The following is a 19372-nucleotide window of genomic DNA, read 5'->3' as shown; positions in this document are numbered from 1 at the left end:
ATAGCGCGTCGGGTAGGATGTACGGGCGCCTCGCAAACGGCGCAAGGAGAGTTGACAGAGCGGCCGAATGTGGCGGTCTTGAAAACCGCTGTGCAGCAACCCTGCACCAAGGGTTCAAATCCCTTACTCTCCGCACTAGAGCGCATGGGCTTGCCGTGTGCCGTTCCCCGTCTTCGACGTGCTTGGCGCGCCGGAGGCGGGGTTTTGTATTCCCTGCCGCGTATATACGTACGATCGAGAGAGTCGAGCCCCACTAAGGAGACAAGCATGAACATCAAACTCGCTCCGGGCGATAAGGCCCCCGACTTCGACCTCCCGCTCGCCGGTGGTGGCCGAATCACGCTCGCTGACCTTGCCGGCGACAGTGCCCTCATCTGGTTCTACCCTGCCGCCGGAACCTCGCTGTGCACACGTCAGGCACGCGATCTTCGAGATCATGCCGAAGAACTCACTGCGAATGGTGCGCGTATTCTCGGCATTTCCCCCGACCCGATTGAGAAGGTCGAGGAATTCGTGGAAAAAGAAAATCTTCCTTTTGCGATGGCCGCAGATGAGGACCATGCCGTCATGGAGGCGTACGGCGCTTGGGGCGAGAAAAACATGTACGGGGTGAAGAAAATGGGCGTGATCCGCTCGAGCTTCGTCATCGATGCTCATGGGGTGCTCACCGCAGTGAAGTATCGCGTTGGCACCCCGAAACACGTGGAGTTTGTGCGCAATGCTCTGAACCTCGATGCGCAAATGTGACGGCTCTCCATAAAGCTGAGAATGCACGGAAATAGGGGATGCTAGGTTTGTCCGCGTTCCTTTGTGGATCTCGAGAGCGTCACGAATGTGGACCTCAAGGGCTCTGCGAGGGGCGAGACTCATGGGCCGCTGGCCCTGACCAACACGAAAGGTTGACGATGTCTACTTTCATGCGTAAGAACCGTTCGATCTCCATCATCGCCGCTGCCGGCGTGCTCGCTTTCGGCCTCGCGGGCTGTGGCGCCTCCAACGACGCGAAGAAGGATGATTCCGCTTCGAAGGAGACCACGACCGCTTCAGAGACCAAGGAAGACTCGACGTCGAGCGAGAGCTCAGCCTCGGCCTCGGATTCGGGCGAGAGCACGGATTCCGGCAGCGGCGTTGTCACGGGAGACGACGTCGCTTCGAGCGTTCACGGGACGCCCGTAGAGCTTGACGAAACCCCCTTCACGGAAGAAGACAAGAAGAAGGGCGCACAGGTCGTGGCCGACTTCTTCACCAGTTCGCTCGATAAGAAGTTCGAAGATGCGTGCACGAACATGGTGGCGAGGAACGGGGGCGCCTACGAGCGCATGGATACCCCTGAGATCCGCGAACAGTGCGCTGCTCAGAACGAGCGAGTCCTCTCCAGCCAGGGCATCACCGAGGATCAGGCTGAGCAGATTAAGCAGGTGATGAAGCCCGAAAACCTTGAGATCCAGCCGAACGAGGACGGTACTGCCAAGGTTTTGTTCCAGGGCCAGGATCTCGGCATCTCGCTCCTCAAGGTGAAGGGCGCGGGTCCGCTCGTCGACATGAGGAATCTGTCTTCCTGATTCTCTCCATGGTTCGGGTCGGTCACCCGTGCTGAGGTGAGAGAAGAGTCAAGCCTGGGTGGCTCGGTAGTGTCGTCTACCGAGCCACCTTCGCTTTTTAACGGCGACAGTTCGAAATGTGGGAGTGGTCGTTGTCTTCTCGCAAGAGGTTGCGCAGGCTGAAAATACTGTGTGTGTCTCTCGAGGAAGATGCAGAAACGGGCGTTACCTTGGTCGCATCATAGGTGTGGGAAGCGCACTCACAGACGCACCGGAAGAAAGGCGATCATGTCCGCAACACTACGCACCGCTCGTGCACTCTACGCCGCCGCAGCCGCGGGATTGCTTATTTTGGGTGCCGCCGGTTGCGGTGCCGTCAATGAAACAAAGAAAGAATCCGCGTCTGCATCGCCGTCCGCAGAAACCTCGTCGCCAGCGCCTACGACATCGGCTAGTGAATTGCCCGAGCCAACTGAAAAACCGGCGACCCAGGGTGGTACGGAAAACCCGACGACCCAGGGTGGCACGGACTCGAAACCCGCACCTCCCAGTGACGGCGGTGGAGTCGCTCCGGGCTCAGGCACCGGCGGGATTGGGAGTGGTGGCCTTGCAGGTCTAGGCGAGCCTGTCGAGATTGATCCCACGCCCCTCACCGATCAGGAAAAGGAGCAGGGGAAACAGATGATGGCCGACCTTCTCGTGGCAATCACCACGGGTGGGGATTTCAGTTCGCTCTGCGACACCACCGTATTCAAGGAGCCTGACGGATCGATGCGTCGCATGGATACTACGCCCGAGTTGCGCGAGAAGTGTGTTCAAGCCATGGACAGTTTTTCGGGTCAGAACCAAGGTGGTAGCGGCGTGACCGAGGAACAAGCCAGATCGATGTTTGATCCTGCCACTTATGAGCTAAAAGATAACGGTGATGGCACCTTTGCCCTGACAATGGCTGGCCAACCCCTCGGTTTCAACATTCTGAAGATTAAGGATGGCGGCGTTCGCCTCGCAGTCGCCCAGTAGTAGTTTTGCGCGGTGAGCTCGACGAAATAGTAGCGAAGGAGAACCAGATGAGAGTTGCGAATCGTATTTCTCGAACCATCGCAGTAGCAGTCGCGACTAGCGCACTGGCCGCAAGCGTCGCGTCGTGCGGAGCTCTGAATGAAGAGGGGAGAGAAGAAAAGGGGGCGAGCGAGCCCTCAGCCTCGTCGAGCGCCCCTGGGCATGATGAAAGTCCGTCAGCGACACCAGCCAGCCCCTCGGTGTCCAACGGGGGTGAGAATCCGGGTGCGAATGACCCCGGAGCCGCTACTCCCGATGCTCAGCAGCCGCCTGTGGCTCCGGGCGGGAACCAAACGCCGGCAGCACCCGGAGGGAACCAATCTCAACCGAGCCCCGGGGGTACCGGAGGTATCGACTCGTTCGAGGACATCCCCGAGAGTGCTAAGGCGAAATTGGATCCCACACCACTCACGCAAGAAGAGATGCAGCGTGGCCTGCAGCTTCCGCAGGAGATGATGACCAAAATGGTAGCGGGGGATGCTGCCGGAGTCTGCGACATGATGGTGCTGAGTAAGGATGGCACTCTTGTGCGATTCGATGTGCCGGAGCTCCGGGAGCAATGTGCCGCTCAGCTTCAAACCGGCATAGATTCCTCCTCTATGAAGAGCATGACGCGGGAACAGGTGAAAGAAGCTTCTGACCCGAAGCACTTCGAGCTTCACGATAATGGGGACGGCACAGCTACCTTCGCACGCGACGGCAAGCCGAGCCCAACGAAGCTTGCCCGGCTTGACGACGGCAGCCTTCGCCTTTTGGTCGATAATTTCTAGCTCGTTCCTCTCTGTTTCGGGAGCTGCTGGCTCTCGAAACAGACTCCTTTTAGAGCGGGAAATGGCAAAACCAAGCGACTTAATCCATATGAAAGGTTGACGATGTTTGCTCTTCCTTGCAAGATCCGTTCGCTGTGCACGATTGCCGCCGCTGGCGCGCTTATTCTTGGTCTTGCAGGCTGTGGCGATACCAAGGAGCCGGGAGCGAGCGATCCAACCTCGGAAGCAATAACGTCTCCGGCCGAAACCACCGCAGAGACGACGCCCACGCATAATGATGCCGCCTCCGACGGGGGTGGCGCGGGTCCCACCACACTCGAGCGGAGCGACTCAACAACCGAGCCTGACGAGGACGAGTCGCCTGGCGGCGGTGAGGTACATCCGGACGATGAACAGCCAACGGCGGATGAAGTTGGACCCCTCGAGAACCTTCCCGCGAGCGCCAAGGCCATGGTTGATCCCACGCCCCTCACCGAGGATGAGTTAAAACGCGGTCGCGACCTTCCCGCCGAGCTCGTGCGTCGTGTCCTCGATGGCAAGTATGAAGAGGCTTGCGGGTTGCTCGTTGCGGAGGAGGGAGGCAAGATGTTGCGCCTTGATGTTCCAGAACTACAGAAGGCTTGCATACTGCCTCTCAGGGAGAGCGTGGAAGGGCCTCAGGGTGACAGGGAAAGTGCAGAGGAAGCGCTTGGGGAAGCCAGCCCAGAGCGTATGACTCTCCGCGACGGGCACGACGGGACAGCCGAATTTCTTGTGGATGGAAGTCCCATAGGTATGACGCTTGTGAGGCTCGATGACGGCAGTCTGCGCTTGGTTGCCAGGGGCCTGCTGTAACTCGCGTCGACTTTGCGCAATTCACGTGACCGGCCAATTGGCGGTGATGTTGAAGATTCGAAGTCCTCAAACCCCACACCGCCACGGAGGCGCATTCATGAATCTCATCCGCACACGACGCCCCCTTGCCGTTTTTTTCGCGGCGACTCTCACGGCAGCCAGCCTCGCCGGGTGCGGGGCCCTCACTTCCTCCAAAGATGAGGGCAACCCGTCGAATTCCGCAACTGCGTCAAGCGCGCAACCGTCGGACTCCGCGAGCCCCGCACCCACAACCGCACCGTTGCCCGGTCCAACAACTTCGGCACCGGCGCCCGCGAACCCCGGCACGAGCGGTGGCCCGGCACCCCAGCCGGGGACTCCCACCACCGCTCCGCCTGCCCCGGAGCCGACCACAGCCCCTCCGAATCCGGCGCCCGCGCCCGGACCGGCGCCTGCTCCGGGGCCGCAGGATCCGGGCAGCGGTGGGGGAGCGACCCTCATGCCGAGCCGCACTCCCTTCACCGAGGAGGAAAAGCAGGAGGCGGTCAAGATCACCATCCTGTACGCGCAAGCGCGCATAGATTCGAACTGGGCCGTCGCGTGTGAACTCGCGGCTGCCGAGTCTAACGGCGGCTATTTCGTGCTCGAAAACCAGGTGGAGAAAAACGCGTGCGTGAGGGCGGCGAGCCAGCAAGTTGCGCCGATGGACCCCAATAAGGCGAACGCAATGCGCGAGGCGCTCAACGGTGCCGCCTTCACAGTCGAGGAACGTGGCGACGGTACAGCCGCCGTCAAGAGCGAAGAACTCGGTATGGGCTTCAACGTCGTCAAGCTTGAAGGCAAGGGTATTTACATCAAACCTTGAGGATGACGCCGGCGCAATGTGGGACGCGCCGCGAAAGATTTGAGCAGCACGAGGAAGTTCGGTAGGCTGACTCAGCGCCTTGCGCGCAAGGAGACGTGGCAGAGTGGCCGAATGCGCTCCCCTGCTAAGGGAGTAGGCGGTGTAGAGCCGCCTCGGAGGTTCAAATCCTCTCGTCTCCGCAGATAGGATGTTCCCCCGCCCGCTTTAAAGCGGGTGGGGGAATCTCTTTTAACCTTTGCCGCGTTGATTTTCCACGTGGCGTCGCACAGGTAACGAATGCGCTGGAGTGCCTCGTACCACTCGCTGCAATGCGTGGCGGATGCGGTTCAACCCCTGGATGCAGGTGGGACGCGTGTGGGAGTAGACTGGCCCCGGCTCATTCGGCGCTGATGGGGGACCGCGAGCGCCACGCCGGTGTTTTCGGTTCGCCACGGGTGCCACCCGCTTCCAAACGAGAGGTTTCAGGTGCGCGAACAGCACGACGATAGCCTTCACAACGTGCCCACGTTGACGGCCGAATTCCCGGTGGTGGGTGATGACCCGCTTATCGACGCCCCCTTGCGCGCGACCGTGCGTCGGCTTTCCACGCTCCTCGGTGAAACGCTCGCCGACCAGCACGGGCAAGAACTGCTCGACCTGGTTGAGGAGGTGCGTCAGCTTGCGAAGCAATCGAAGCAGTCGAAATCGGCCGAGGATACGATGCGCGTGCAGCGCCGCCTCGCGGAACTGCCGATCGAGCAGGCGACAGAGCTCACGCGTGCGTTCACCCAGTACTTCCTGCTTGCGAACGCCGCTGAGCAAACGTATCGCGTGCGCGCGCTCCAGGTGCAGGACGAAAACGACTCATGGCTCCCCCGCACGGTGAAGTCCATCGCGGAAGAGGCCGGGGTGGAGGAGCTTCAGCGCACGGTTGACGAACTCGATGTGCGCCTCGTGTTCACGGCCCATCCCACGGAAGCCTCGCGCCGCGCGGTTCTCACGAAGCTGCGCCGCGTCTCGACTCTCCTCGAGACGGATACCGAGGAAGGTTCGCGCGCCCGTAAGAAACAAGATCGCGACCTTGCGGAAACAATCGAAGCGCTCTGGCAGACCGACGAGCTGCGCCGCACGCAACCAACCCCGCAGGATGAAGCGCGCAACGCAATCTTCTACTTGCGCTCGCTCTACCTCCACACGCTCCCCGAGGTTCTCGACGCGTTGCGCCACGAGCTTCGCGACTACGGCGCTGATCTTCCCGTGCGGAAGGTTCCGCTTCGCTTTGGTTCGTGGATCGGCGGTGACCGCGACGGCAACCCATACGTGACGGCAGACGTGACCCGCGAGGTGCTCAAACTTCAGGCCGATGCCGCGATCGATATCGCAGAGGCGTTCCTCGACACGCTCACTCTCGAGCTGTCGATGAGCTCGACTCTGATCGGTGAGGATGAGCAGTTCAACGAGAGCCTAAAGAAGGATCAAGAAGCTCTCACGTTCGTGCCCGAAAAGCAGTTTGAGCTGTTCGCCCACGAGCCGTATCGCCTCAAACTCTTTTCTATGCGTGCAAAGCTCGCGGCGACACGCACACGCATCCACAGCGGTGAAGCGCACAAGCCCGGCGTCGACTATCTCACCGGCGCTGAACTCCAGGACGATTTCGAAGAACTGCGCGATTCGCTCCGCAAGCACCGCGGTGATCTCATGGCTGACGGTTCGGTTGCCCTCGTGCAGTCTGTTCTCGCTGGCAGCGGCCTTAACCTCGCGATTATGGACGTACGCGAGCACGCCGAGAAGCACCACGACCTGCTCGCGGAAATGTTTGACCGGGTAGGCGAGCTCGATAAGGCGTACGGGGAGCTCACGCGTGAAGAGCGCACGACGGTGCTCTCCTCCGAGCTTGCATCGAAGCGACCACTCGCGAGCGCGCAGCTACTCGGCGAGGAATCCCCCCTCGATCCCTCGGTGCAGAACACGTTTAACGTCTTCCGCGAAATCCGCACCGCGCACCGCACGTACGGGCCGGATGTCATCCAGACCTATATCGTTTCGATGACCCGCGGCGCCGACGACATCCTTGCCGTGGCACTGCTCGCGCGCGAGGCAGGCCTCGTGGACCTTGCGGGCGACGAACCCCGCGCAGACATCGGCTTTAGCCCGCTCCTCGAAACCGTCGAAGAGCTTCGCCACGCGGGCGAGATTCTCGATGAACTCCTCAGTGACCCGAGTTATCGCGAAATCGTGCGCCTTCGCGGCGATCGCCACGAGATCATGCTCGGATACTCCGATTCGAACAAGGAATCGGGCGTCATTACGAGCCAGTGGGAGATTCACCAGGCTCAACGACGCCTGCGTGACGTTGCCGCCAAACACAACGTGACGCTGCGTCTGTTCCACGGTCGCGGAGGTAGCGTCGGCCGCGGCGGCGGTCCCACCTACGATGCGATTCTCGCTCAGCCCTACGGCGTTCTCGAGGGCGAAATCAAGTTCACCGAACAGGGCGAGGTCATCTCCGATAAGTACATGCTGCCCGTGCTCGCACGCGAAAACCTCGATCTTTCGCTTGCAGCCGTCATGCAGGGCTCGGCCCTGCACCGAAAGCCCCGCACGAGCCCGGAAGATCTGGAGCGCTTCGGCACCGTCATGGAAAACCTTTCCGACGCCTCCTTCGCGCGCTATCGCACCCTCATTGACGATCCTGACCTGCCCGAATACTTTGTGGCGTCCACGCCCGTGGAGCAGCTCGGTGACCTGAAGATCGGCTCGCGCCCCTCGAAGCGAACGACGAGTGAGAAGGGCCTCGATGGTCTGCGCGCAATCCCGTGGGTTTTCGGCTGGACGCAGTCGCGGCAGATCGTACCCGGCTGGTTCGGCGCGGGCTCGGGCCTCAAGGCCGCTCGTGAGGCGGGCTACGAGGACGACCTCAAGGAAATGTACGAGAACTGGCATTTCTTCCGGACCGTGATCTCTAACGTGGAGATGACGCTCGCGAAGACTGACATGGGCATCGCTTCGCACTACGTGCACTCGCTCGTGCCGACGCGACTGTGGCACCTGTTCGAGACGATCCGTGAAGAGTATGAACTGACGGTCGCCGAGATCGAACGCTTGACGGGGGTGCTCGACCTTCTCGATAACTCGCCGGTGCTCAAGAGGACTCTCGAGGTGCGCGACCGCTACCTCGATCCAATCAGCTACATGCAGGTGGCGATGCTCCAGCGCGTGCGCGACGCTCACACGCGCGGGATTGAGATCAGCGAAGCTGAAAAGCGTGCGCTGCTGACGACCATCAACGGCGTCGCCGCAGGCATGAAGAACACCGGCTGATCTCGGTTTCTCGGTAGCAAAGGCGAAGGCCCGGCTCCTCGATGTGTGAACTGCTCCCCATTAGTTGGACTGAGAAATCAGTTACCGACTAGTGGGGAGTAGTTTTCGTTGAGAGCACGGAGTTCGCTGAGTGAGCATCAGCGCGAGCAGTTGGTTGGACTGTTTGAGCAAGGCATGAGCTATCAAGCCGCTGCGAATGCTCTTGGTGTCTCCAGATACGCCGTCCGTAAGCTCTTGTTGAGGTTACCCTCGTTTAGTGGACACCCTATTAGTGCGGATCTTGTGTCCGTAGGAGAGGATGTTCATTGTGAGTCAACAGCGCAAGAAGTACACGCCGGAGTATCGGCGTGAAGCCGCGAACCTGGTAATAGAGTCGCGGCGTCCGATTGCTCATGTGGCTAAGAAGATTGGTGTGTCCGCCGGGCTTTTAGGCCGGTGGGTCAAACTCGAGCGTGAGCGCCGAGGAGCATCAGATGGGATGAGCGAGGCTGATCTTCGTGCTGAGAATGCTCGTCTTCGTCGGGAGCTGGCTGAAGCCAAGATGGATAACGAGTTTTTGTCAAAAGCGACAGCCTTCTTCGCTGCGAAGCAACGCGAGCAGAAAAGTTCGAATTGATGCAGCAGGAGAAGGCGAACTACAGCATCAAGCGCATGGCACGGCTTTTAAAAGTGTCTCGGTCTGGATACTACAAATGGGCCCATACGCAGCAGAAGCGACTATCGGGCGAAGATGATCGTGCAGCATTTTACGATGATGTTGACCGCAAGATTCACCGGATTTGGAAAGACTCCGATGAGGTTTATGGTGCGCCGCGGATCACCGCAGAACTTGCCGAGCGCTACCACATTGCGCTTAACCGTAAGACTGTGGCTAAACGGATGTGCATGATGGGGATTGAGGGGATTTCACCGCGGGCCTTTGTCCCGGTGACAACGATTCAAGCTAAGCGTAAGTCCACGCTTCCTGACCTGGTCAAGCGCATGTTTGATACTGGTGAGCTCAACCGGGTGTGGATGTCAGATATTACCTACTTGCGCACCGGTGAAGGCTGGTTGTACTTGTGCGCGGTCCGCGATGGCCATTCCCGCCGGGTGCTGGGCTGGGCTATGGATAGCGTTCAAGATACTTCCCTGGTCGAGCGAGCCCTGCGGATGGCGCACACGTTGCGTGGTGACGTTCCTGATGGGCTGGTGTTTCACGCTGACCGCGGAGCTCAATTCACTAGCGAGCAGCTCTGGGAGGTTTGCCGCAGCCTGAGCATTGCTCAGTCCGTGGGGCGTACTGGTGTGTGCTTCGATAACGCGATGGCTGAGTCGTTCTGGTCGACGCTTAAAACCGAGTTCTACGACCGTAAGCGCTGGACGACCCGTGATGCTGCACGCAAGGCCGTTGCCTACTGGATTGAAGTCGTCTACAACCGTCGACGCCGACATTCCGCACTCGGTATGGTCAGCCCCGTCGACTTTGAGAACCAAATTGGTCTAATCACTAGCAGAAAAGAAATAGCTGCCTAACCACTAGGTAGCTCCACTACGTGTCCACGATTTGCGGGTAACCCCACTGTCGTCGGTTTAAGCTGCATGGCAGGCTATGTCTTGTGGAGAAACCAACTAACCAGCAGTATTCGTTCGAAATCAAGAAGGAAGTGGCCGAGCGCCACCGTGCTGGTGAGACAGCGATGGATCTTGCGCGCGAATTTGGCCTGTCATCAGAGCAGCTAGTCAGAGCGTGGTCGTGGAAATGGCGTAAAGGTGGCGATGAGGCATTAAAACCGAAGCCGAAGGGCAGACCCAAAGGCTCGGTCGCGCCGAAGCCGCTCTCGGAGGAAGAGAAGCTGCGACGCCAAATCGCACGGTTGGAAGCGGAAAACGCCTATCTAAAAAATTGCGGGACTTGAGGAATCAGGGACGCGCCTGAAAGTCCAGGCGATTGTCATCCTCAAGTCACAGCATCGTCTGCAATACCTTTTGGATGCGGCAGGCATGCCGAGATCGACGTTCTTCTACCACCAGAAACGACTCAGCGAGCCGGATAAGCACGCTGCGCTCAAAGACGCGATCCGGGAAAGCTTCGAGCGTAACAAGCATCGCTACGGCTACCGACGAGTGCTACTTGACCTGTGCAACCAGGGGTGGGTGGTCAACCACAAGCTCGTCTACAAACTCATGTGCGAGATGGGGCTTCGAGCCAAAGTCCGCCAGCGCAGGCCATGTGTTTCCTACAGCGGGACAATCAGCCACATTGCCGACAACACCCTTGGCCGCAAGTTCACCCCAGATAAGCCCAATACCGTCTTTGCCAGCGACGTCACCGAGTTCAGGGTCGCAGGCCGCAAGGTCTACCTGTCACCGGTGATGGATCTGTTCGACCGTTCAATCGTTGCCCACACCGTGGCTACATCGCCGTCGACAGCGTTGACCGCCGATTCTCTAACTCAGACGATTAACACGTGTGCGCCTGAACCTGGGTGGATGATCCACACCGATCAAGGTTTCCAGTACCAGCATTCAACCTGGCGCAACCTCATTCATGACAACGGTGGTGTTCAGTCGATGTCACGTAAAGCCAACTGTTACGACAACGCGGTCATGGAAAATTTCTTCGGACACTTGAAAAGCGAGATGTACCACGGAGAAGTCTTCGACACCGTCGCAAAGTTCAACCAGGCGATCGACGAGTACATCCAGTGGTACAACACCGAACGCATCCAACAACGACTCAAGGGTCTGACCCCGATGCAATATCGAAATCAGACCCTTGAAGCCCTAACCGCCTAGAATTAAACCAGTCCAACTTTCGGGGGCCAGTTCAGTGAGGGAACCGGGCCTTCGCCTTTAGCGTGCGAGGAACGCGCCGTTGTTACTTCGCGGCGACAGCGGCCTCGCGCTCAGCCTTGATGGCATCCTTGCGGTAGGCCACCCAGAAGTAGCAGCCGACGCACAGGGCGCCACCGATGATGTTGCCGAGGGTCACGGGGAGAAGGTTGCCGAAGATGATCTTGCCCCAGGTGATCATGTCGAAATCGGCGGCAGTCACGCCGGCGTTAGTGATGGCTTCACCGGCCCAGAAAGAATCCGCGCCGAAGGTCTTGATGAGCCAGCCCATCGGGAGCATGAACATGTTTGCGACCGAGTGCTCGAAGCCGGTGGACACGAAGATCACGAGCGGAACGACGATCGCGAGGCCCTTATCGAGGAACGAGCGACCCGCGAAGGTGAGCCATACGGCCATGCACACGAGGAAGTTACAGAGAATACCGAGCACGAAAGCATTGCCCCAGTCAAGCGAGAGCTTGCCCTTCGTAACGTTGAGGACGATGAGACCCCACGCGCTCTTGTTCGTGGCCGGGGTGTTCGCGAGGAACACGAGGATCGCGATCGTCACCGAACCGATGAAGTTCGCGACGTAGGAGAGGCCCCAGTGGCGGAACAGCTGGCCTGCCGTGATGCGCTTCGACAGGAGCGGCATGATGTTGAGCGTCGTACCCGTGAAGAGGTCAGAACCGGAGTTGATGACCATGATGAGGCCGGTCGCGAAGAACGCGCCACCGATCATTTTCGTGATGCCGAGCGGCCACTCGCCGGGAGCACCCTGCTGAGTGGTCACGAACATGATGAAGCCGAAAGCGATGTAGGCGCCGCCGGTGAGGCCGAGCCAGAAAATCTTCCAGGCCGGCATCGTGGCCTTCGCGTACATGCCGTCTTCGACCGCCTTTGCCATGGCCGGCGCAGGCGGAATATTAATCTTGTTTGCGAGGTCGTCCACGGGACGTCTCCTTTAGGGATCAGGGGTAAAGGGACCTTTGGCGCATTATGCGCCTTGGGTCTAGCCTACGCCTTCGCCCCAGCTTTAGTGGAAATTGGCGGCTATTTCCACTCGACGATTGGCCAGCGGTTCTTCTTCGCCTCGGCGTAGAGGCCCAGGTCGGGCGAGATCGCCGTGGGGTTCCCGAGCACCCCGAGCCAGGCGGCGTCGGCATGCGAATCACCGTAACCGTAGGAATGAGCGAGATCGTAGTTCCCGTTTTGCGCGTACTTCTTTAGCCAATTTGCGCGGGCTTCACCGACCACCGGGGGAGTGGCGAGATAGCCCGTGAGGACGCCGTTTTCTTCGTGCATGTGGGTTGCCACGACCTCGTCGAAGAGATCCGCGAGGGGCTCCACCAGGATGTCGAGGGCTCCCGTGATGAGGATCGTGCGGTGCCCGGCGGCGCGGTGTTCCTTGAGGCGTTCGAGTGCCTGGGCCCTAATCTGGCCGCGAACCTTCTCGCCGAGCTCACCCGCGAGAACGTCCTTGAGCTCCGCCGTGGTAAAACCGCGGTAGCGGCGCATGACGCTTCGAATGAACTCCGAGCGCGAGTGCTGCTCATTGCGCAGGTACTGGGGGAGCGCCCCCGCGAGCTTGACGACTTCCTTTGCGCCATCGGCGCTTGAACGGGTCTCCTTCACGATCGCGAGATACTGCTGCACGATGTTCTGCGCGATCACGGTGCCGTCGAGGTCAAACACGGCGAGAGCGTCGCTCGAGGCGGTCAGCTCACTCGGCTTGCGTTCGGCTCGAGCCTTGCGGGCCGCCTTTTGGCGTGAGTAGGCGTTCGTAAGCTCGGTGACAGCGGGCAGGTGGTGATCGCGGAAGTAGGAGGTCCAGTCGAGATCCGTGATGTCGAAGTCGTACCTCTCGAGGAACTCCTTGGGGAGCGATTCGCGAAGCGCGCGCGTGTTCGCGTCGTCAAAGACCATTTCGGTCTTCGTGTACGCCTTGTAGAGACCCATGAACTTCTTGAGGGTGTCGAGGGCGGAGGAGCTCTTGTGGAGCTTGCCAGCCCAGGCGCGGGTAGTGCGAGTGCCGGGGAGGCGTCCGACGGCAACCTCGGCTGCCTTGACTGCCGTGTTTGTGGCCCAGAACTTCGCCTCTACCAAATCGACCGACGGGAAGGTCCACATGGGAACCGCGATCGGCTCGCCCTTGTCGTCCGTCAGAGGGTTCTCCACGAAGTAGTCGTGGACGATGCTCACCATCTCGTGGAGGGGGAGTGGGTTCGAGTTGCCCGAGGCGACCTGGTAGTACGCCTCATCGCCCGTGCGCTCAACGTTCTGAGTTGCCAGCGCAAGGATGACACCGACGATGTGATCGACGGGGATGATGTCGAGGATCGAATCGGGCAGGCCCGGGAACTCCGAGAGCCGACCCTTGCCGTAGGCCATGATGAGCGGGTCGGCGACCTTGTACCCGTCGATCCAGCCGGGGACGGGGTGAGAGACAGCAGATTCGATGATGGCGGGACGCACGAAACTCAGGCGGTGGCCGGAATCGGCCCACATCTCTTCGCCGACGCGCTCGGCCATGGCCTTCGTGAACGTGTAAATGTCGGTCCAGCCAAGCGAGTTCGCGCGCTGGAGGCCGTAGTCCTGCAGGCGGGCGCGCACCCACGCGCGGCGAGCGTCCTCCGCGACCGAGGCGATTGCCTTCGGGCCCATCTTGCCGCTCTTCAGCTCGGCGAGGCGCAGGTTCTTCTTGATCTGTTCGGGCGTGCGCGAGAGTGCATCGACTTCGCGTGCCGCCGCAAACGCGGCGTCGTATTCTTCGCGCCAGTTCACGTCGTGCGTGAGGCGGCCTTCACGGCACAGCCCCTTGGCGAGACCGCTCACGTACGAGGTGGACACGTGAATGACGTGGGGATTCTGGCCGCCCGGCAACGTCTTCTTCGATTCGAGGAGAGCCTCATACAGGTTCTTCGCTCCACCCACATTCGTGGCGAAGGCTTCGTTAATGGGCGGGTCGAAGCTCACCGAGCTCGCCGAGTGCACAACGACATCAAACGTCCGCTCAAGCGGGGGGAGATTCGTCAGGTCACCCTCGATGACGCCGGTGCGTTCCTCGAAGGCTTTGCGCACGGCGTCTTCGCCTACGCGATCACTCCACGAGGTGAACGATGGCTTGCGCAGCAAGGTTGCAAGCCGCTTCTTACCCGTGAGCGTCCCCTTCGGGCGCACGATAGCCGTCACGCGAACCTCGGGGAAATGCTCGAGGAAAGCCTGGAGAACAGCCTGGCCCAGGAAGCCTGTCGCCCCCGTGAGAAGAACTTCGCGATACTTGGTATTTGCGCTGGTAGAGGGCACAGACATGCGGTTAAATCCTCGCGATCGAGCAATGGTGAAAGTATTGGGGCGCCCGCGTGGGCATGCGCGCCTAGTGTATCGTAGAGGCCATGCATAGGGCCCTCATCACCGGCGGCACCTCTGGTATCGGGGCCGCTTTCGCGCGCGAATTCGCCAAGCGGCGTGTCGACCTCGTGTTGGTCGCCCGCAACGCCGATCGTCTTTCGCGTTTCGCACAAGACCTCCGCAGCCGCTACGACATCGATGTTGAAGAAATGGTGTGCGATCTCGAAGTTGTCGCAGATCGCGATCGCGTCGAAGCGCGTCTGGCCCAAGAAAGCAGCGAGTACCCGGCGGTCGACATCCTCGTGAACAACGCGGGCTTCAGCGTGCGTAGTGACATCCTCGGCGAGGATCTCTCGCGTCACGACTCGGGTATCGAGGTGATGATCAGGGCCGTCCTTCACCTCTCTAACGCAGCCGGCCGCGCCATGGCTCGCCGCGGTAAAGGGTGGATCATCAACGTGAACTCCGTTTCCGGGTATCTCCCGCAAAACAACTACTCCGCGATCAAGGCGTGGGGCAATACCTACACCGAAGCGCTCGCGGTTCGTCTCGCGGGCAGCGGTGTGCAAGTGACCTCGCTCCAGCCGGGCTGGGTCCGTACCGAATTCCACCAGCGTGCGGGTATCTCCGGCTCCTCGATCCCCGATTTCCTGTGGCTCTCGCCAGAGCGTCTCGTGAGGGAGTGCCTGCAGGATGTGGCGCGCGGAAAGCTCATCTCGGTCCCCTCAAAGCGTTTTAAAGTGCTCGCTTTCCTCGCCCGGATCGCTCCCCGGAACATCATGCATTCAATCGCGGCGTGGTTCACGAAACGGCGCAACAGCGAGAAGCCGCTTTCTCAATCCGCCACGAAGGGAAGCAAGTGAGCAGGTATCACGACCCCTCCCTTTACCGCTCGACCTGGCGCGCGTATCTTCGCGCGCTGCTCGTGCGAGTCGGATTCAAGGGCGTCGTGAAGAGCGCCGTGACGCAGAAGATCGTCGTCGATCCCGCAGTGAAAAAGGTACGCGGTGCCTACCTGCTCGTCGCAAACCACTCGAGCCACCTCGATGCGCCCATGCTGGCGCAGGGCCTCCCCTTTACCCAGGGAAAATACCTCTCCACGGGCGTCGCGCGAGAGTACTTCTTTGACATTTGGTATCGCCGCATCTTCGTGCGAGCGCTCTTCAATGCCTTCCCCATCGACCGCGACGGCTCCCGCAAGCACTCGGGCATCACGCGAACACTGCTCACCGCGGGCATCCCCGTGCTTGTTTTTCCCGAGGGGACACGGTCGAAGACGGGGAAGATGGCCGAGTTCAAACCCGGCGCCGCGTCACTCGCCATCAGCGAAAACGTGCCCGTCATTCCAGCTGCACTGATCGGTGCGCATGAAGCGATGCCCAAAGGTCGCAGCTGGCCAAAGCCGGGAAGGCCCCCGGTCGGGGTCGTCTTTGGTGCGCCCCTTCGAGCTGAGGAAGGCGAGAGCGCACTCAGCTTCAACGCGAGGATTCAGGCGGCCGTCCGAACCCTAAAAACCCACAATTACGAAGCCATCATGGGAACCCAACCACCCGAGGAGCAAGCGTCATGAACAGCCCCATTTCGGCACGCGAGGTCAAACGACACAAGTGGTGGGGGTGGGGTCTTGACGACATCACCTTCCGCTGGGACAACAAGCCCGCTTTCCCCGGCTTCGCAAAGTCGAAGATCGGCATGGACCTCGAGAAGCTCACGCCGGCACCGGAGCCGCAGCTGAGCGACTACGACGTTCCCGCGAGCCGCCTTGGCGCCGAAGACCGCGCCGCTCTCGCCGGCATCGTTGGCGAAGACAACTTTCTCGATGACGACGAGTACCGCGTCGTTCACTCTTTCGGCCGCTCCGTAATCGACCTGTTCCGCGCGCGCACCGGGGACTTTGCTCGCATCGTCGACGCCGTGATCTACCCGAAGAGCGACGATGAGGTCCAGCAGATCCTCGCCTACATCGTCGACCACGACCTCGTGGCGATCCCGTACGGCGGCGGTTCCTCGATCTCCGGATCCGTCACCCCGAACGTTGATGAAAAACGCCCCATCATCACGATCAACCTCGGCCGTATGCGCGAGGTCATTTCGATCGACGATACCTCCGGCCTCGCCCGCGTTGAGGCCGGCGTGTACGGCCCCGATCTCGAAGAGCAGCTCAACGAGCTCGGTTGGACGATGGGGCACTTCCCCGACTCGTTCACCTATTCGACGCTCGGTGGCTGGGCTGCGACTCGCTCGACCGGCATGCAGTCGGATCGCTACGGCGACATTGAGGACATCGTGCGGGGTCTTAGGGTCGTGCGCCCCGACGGCATTGTCGAGACCAAGCCGATCCCCGGACGCGACTCCGGTTCGAGCATCCACGAAATGATCCTCGGTTCCGAAGGTCGTCTCGGTATCATCACGGAATGCACCGTGCGCGTGCACCGCATGGCAGAAAACCGCGTCGTCATCGCGTACATGTTCCCCGATTGGGAATCCGGCATCCGCGGCATGCACGCCATTGCCCGTAGCGAAGTCCACCCCGTGTTCACGCGCCTGAGCGATGGCCCGGAGACCGCCTTCAGCCTGTCGATGCTCAAAGAGCCCAAGGATAAAAAGGGCGAGATCACCCGCAAGGTCCAGGACACCCTTTTCGCGTATCTGCGCAAGAAGGGCTGGGACACCGAGAACGAGATGTGCATGAGCTACGTGTGCTTCGAGGGGTCGAAATCCCAGATCAGCCGCGAGCAGGCCGCAGTGAAGAAGATCGTCAAGAAGGCCGGCGGTATCACCCTCGGTGCGGGCCCCGGGGCGATCTACGATCAGAAGAAGTTCGATACCCCCTACCTTCGCGACTTCCTTCTCGGGCTCAACGTGTTCGGCGACGTCTCCGATACGGGCACGACGTGGGCACGGATTAACGAGATGCACTCGAAGGTGTACGACGCCTTCTACGCGAAGCTCGATGAGCTAGGGATTCCCGGCTTCTTCTTCTGCCACATGAGCCACAGCTACCACCAGGGTGCATGCCTGTACTTCACCTTCGCGGTGCCGTACGAGAACAACGAGGTCATGCTTGAGCAGTACACGGCGATCAAGCACGCCGTGCAGGGTGAATTCCAGAAGCACGCTGGTACGCTCTCGCACCACCACGCCGTGGGTACCGAGCACCAGCCCTGGATCGAAGAAGAGGTCGGCCCGATCGGCGTCAAGATGATGCGTGATCTCTACGAGACTCAGGACCCGGGCAAGAACCTTAACCCCGGCAAGATCGTTTCCTGACGCTTGCCTCGCGGCCATTGAAGCTGCACGAAAACGCCGCGCCTTCGCCCATACGGGGTGGGGTGCGGCGTTTCTTTGTGGGGCGATGGGGGAGGGCAAGCGTCGGATCCCGGTCCGGCACCGCGGACCCGCCATGCACATATCGCCTTGCCCGCTGGCCACCCCTCCGGCCCGGCTCACCTCTTCCGCCCGGGCTTCTCGGCCCTTTTCCTGGTCTAGGAAACTAAACCCAACGTTTGTGGCGGTATCCGGTCGCATTCCGCCACAAACGTTGGGCACAGATTCACGTATCGACGATGGAGAGCGCAAAAAGGCCCTCCACCGAAATGGAGGGCCTTTCTGCTGGCGCGCCCGGAGGGATTCGAACCCCCAACCTTCTGATCCGTAGTCAGATGCTCTATCCGTTAAGCTACGGGCGCTTTTTGTCTGTTCTCTCGAACTGACTTGTATTACTTTACTCCGGTACCGCCCGAAGTGCGAGCCGAGGGCCCGTGAGTCTAGTCACGAGCCCTCGGCTGCGATGCGCTCAGGGCGCGGAGGGGTTACTGCTTACCGAAGGTCTGGCCGGGATTGTCCTGGGGGCCCTGATTGCCAGGGTCGCCGAACGGGTTCTCCTGGAATCCCTGGTGAGGAGGCTGCTGTCCCTGCTGCGGTGCTTCGTAGCTGCCCTGCTGGGGAGCCTGGTAGCTCGGCGGCTGGGGCGCGTTCGAGGAGCCCTGCGAGGGCTGCTGGTCGAAGCTCGGCTGCTGGAAGTCGTTCGCGGAACCCTGCGAGGGCTGCTGGCCGAAGCTCTGCTGGCCCTGCGCGTAGCCCTGCTGACCCTGCTGCTGGAAGGAACCTTGCGCCGGGCTCTGGTTGAAGCCCTGCTGCGAGAAGTCTGCCTGTCCGGCACCGGACTTCTTCTTGCGCTTCATGAACACGAGGGCGCCGATGACGACCGCCGCAAGGACAAGGAGAAGAACAACAACGACCACGATGATGACGATGAGCCAGGGGAAGCTGCTGCCCTCGGCCTTGATATTGATCTCTGAGAAGTATTCTTTCGTGTCGGTGATGTGGACCTTGTTGCCGTCGATCTTGCCGACGCTAGAGTCGGTGACCTTGCCGGGGAAAACGAAGGTGAAATCGACCTTGAAGCCAGCGGCAGCTGCCTGGTCGCCAAACGAACCCTTTGAGTCTTCGTGGTAGGTGTAGGTGTCCGATTCCTCGTCGTACTTCAAGGCATCGCCCATTGGGTTCTTTTCGTCCTTCTGGCCAGAGAAGGTGCACACGACCTCGTCGTCTTTCTCCTCTAGCTTGAGATCCGGCTTGGTCTCACCAGTAAATTCCTCAAGAGCTTCATCGCCGCAGAACTGCGAGGGGGTCATGCCCACTTCCTCGAGTGAGGACTTCTTTATTGAGACGACACCCTCGAGGGTGATCTTTTCGGGGCTCTCGACGGTGACCGTCGCGTCGAGTTTGCCGCAGCCCGCAACGACGAGCATGAACGGGATGAGCATCAACGCTGCGATCTTCTTCAAAGGGTTGGCCTTTGGTGCTGTCACAGGGAACCTCTACTTTCGTGGAATCCGGAATGTGGTGGACAAATC

The 19372-nt window shown here is 60.4% G+C and carries 15 protein-coding genes, 3 tRNA genes and 1 pseudogene; 15 read left to right on the top strand and 4 right to left on the bottom strand.

Annotated features, from left to right (window positions below; genetic code table 11):
- Positions 1 to 45 precede the first annotated feature (45 nt).
- From FXY94_RS02130 to FXY94_RS02075, 12 genes and pseudogenes are all read left to right on the top strand, one after another.
- Positions 46 to 133: transfer RNA gene (locus FXY94_RS02130), tRNA-Ser, on the top strand.
- A 134-nt stretch (positions 134 to 267) separates the two neighbouring features.
- Entirely contained in the window at positions 268 to 747 is a 480-nt protein-coding gene (locus FXY94_RS02125) for a peroxiredoxin (RefSeq protein WP_016663368.1), read from the top strand.
- A gap of 158 nt (positions 748 to 905) precedes the next feature.
- Positions 906 to 1562, top strand: coding sequence for a hypothetical protein (locus FXY94_RS02120; RefSeq protein WP_016663367.1), 657 nt, complete (start codon positions 906 to 908; stop codon positions 1560 to 1562).
- A gap of 267 nt (positions 1563 to 1829) precedes the next feature.
- Positions 1830 to 2561 carry a hypothetical protein gene (locus tag FXY94_RS02115; protein ID WP_016663366.1) on the top strand — a complete coding sequence of 244 codons (732 nt, stop codon included), beginning with the start codon at positions 1830 to 1832 and terminating at the stop codon, positions 2559 to 2561.
- A 431-nt stretch (positions 2562 to 2992) separates the two neighbouring features.
- Positions 2993 to 3370, top strand: a complete 378-nt coding sequence (locus FXY94_RS02110) for a hypothetical protein (RefSeq protein WP_147594868.1) — start codon at positions 2993 to 2995, stop codon at positions 3368 to 3370.
- 102 nt (positions 3371 to 3472) lie between these two features.
- Positions 3473 to 4204, top strand: a complete 732-nt coding sequence (locus FXY94_RS02105) for a hypothetical protein (RefSeq protein ID WP_016663364.1) — start codon at positions 3473 to 3475, stop codon at positions 4202 to 4204.
- Between the two features lie 97 nt (positions 4205 to 4301).
- Positions 4302 to 5048, top strand: coding sequence for a hypothetical protein (locus FXY94_RS02100; protein ID WP_016663363.1), 747 nt, complete (start codon positions 4302 to 4304; stop codon positions 5046 to 5048).
- Positions 5049 to 5137: 89 nt separating this feature from the next.
- Positions 5138 to 5227 (top strand) — tRNA-Ser (locus FXY94_RS02095).
- Between the two features lie 319 nt (positions 5228 to 5546).
- On the top strand, positions 5547 to 8348 hold the full coding sequence (gene ppc, locus FXY94_RS02090; protein WP_051120677.1) for a phosphoenolpyruvate carboxylase: 2802 nt from the start codon (positions 5547 to 5549) through the stop codon (positions 8346 to 8348).
- A gap of 108 nt (positions 8349 to 8456) precedes the next feature.
- Positions 8457 to 8699: a helix-turn-helix domain-containing protein gene (locus tag FXY94_RS11190; protein WP_408609390.1), complete on the top strand. Its 243-nt coding sequence runs from the start codon at positions 8457 to 8459 to the stop codon at positions 8697 to 8699.
- A protein-coding gene (locus tag FXY94_RS02080) for an IS3 family transposase (RefSeq protein ID WP_096883315.1) occupies positions 8647 to 9863 on the top strand; the annotation gives its coding sequence in 2 pieces (ribosomal slippage) (positions 8647 to 8908 and positions 8908 to 9863; 1218 coding nt in all). Before FXY94_RS11190 ends, FXY94_RS02080 begins: the two co-directional genes overlap by 53 nt.
- Before the next feature lie 74 nt (positions 9864 to 9937).
- Positions 9938 to 11126, top strand: a pseudogene (locus FXY94_RS02075) (IS3 family transposase); the annotation flags it as partial.
- A gap of 82 nt (positions 11127 to 11208) precedes the next feature.
- Here the strand turns inward: FXY94_RS02075 and FXY94_RS02070 are convergent.
- Both FXY94_RS02070 and FXY94_RS02065 read right to left on the bottom strand, forming a co-directional pair.
- Positions 11209 to 12114: a formate/nitrite transporter family protein gene (locus FXY94_RS02070; RefSeq protein WP_016663357.1), complete on the bottom strand. Its 906-nt coding sequence runs from the start codon at positions 12112 to 12114 to the stop codon at positions 11209 to 11211.
- A 101-nt stretch (positions 12115 to 12215) separates the two neighbouring features.
- Positions 12216 to 14474, bottom strand: a complete 2259-nt coding sequence (locus tag FXY94_RS02065) for an HAD-IB family hydrolase (protein WP_016663356.1) — start codon at positions 14472 to 14474, stop codon at positions 12216 to 12218.
- 83 nt (positions 14475 to 14557) lie between these two features.
- On the opposite strand from FXY94_RS02065, the gene FXY94_RS02060 reads away from it, so the two are divergent.
- The 3 genes from FXY94_RS02060 to FXY94_RS02050 are packed head-to-tail and all read left to right on the top strand — an operon-like array spanning position 14558 to position 17783.
- Complete coding sequence (locus FXY94_RS02060) at positions 14558 to 15376, top strand: SDR family NAD(P)-dependent oxidoreductase (RefSeq protein ID WP_016663355.1); 819 nt, start codon at positions 14558 to 14560, stop codon at positions 15374 to 15376.
- Positions 15373 to 16083, top strand: a complete 711-nt coding sequence (locus FXY94_RS02055; RefSeq protein WP_016663354.1) for a lysophospholipid acyltransferase family protein — start codon at positions 15373 to 15375, stop codon at positions 16081 to 16083. The genes FXY94_RS02060 and FXY94_RS02055 overlap by 4 nt, the downstream gene beginning before the upstream one ends.
- Positions 16080 to 17783: an FAD-binding oxidoreductase gene (locus FXY94_RS02050; protein WP_016663353.1), complete on the top strand. Its 1704-nt coding sequence runs from the start codon at positions 16080 to 16082 to the stop codon at positions 17781 to 17783. Before FXY94_RS02055 ends, FXY94_RS02050 begins: the two co-directional genes overlap by 4 nt.
- 343 nt (positions 17784 to 18126) lie before the next feature.
- On the opposite strand, the gene FXY94_RS02045 is transcribed toward FXY94_RS02050, so the two are convergent.
- Together FXY94_RS02045 and FXY94_RS02040 are read right to left on the bottom strand one after the other, a co-directional pair.
- A tRNA-Arg gene (locus tag FXY94_RS02045) sits at positions 18127 to 18202 on the bottom strand.
- A 123-nt stretch (positions 18203 to 18325) separates the two neighbouring features.
- Positions 18326 to 19327 carry a hypothetical protein gene (locus tag FXY94_RS02040; protein WP_016663352.1) on the bottom strand — a complete coding sequence of 334 codons (1002 nt, stop codon included), beginning with the start codon at positions 19325 to 19327 and terminating at the stop codon, positions 18326 to 18328.
- Between the last annotated feature and the right edge of the window lie 45 nt (positions 19328 to 19372).

The sequence above is a fragment of the Dermabacter jinjuensis genome, assembly GCF_902381725.1.
Taxonomy (GTDB): Bacteria; Actinomycetota; Actinomycetes; order Actinomycetales; family Dermabacteraceae; genus Dermabacter; species Dermabacter hominis.
Note: the sequence above shows the minus strand (reverse complement) of the source record. Positions and strands in the feature narration are given on the sequence as shown.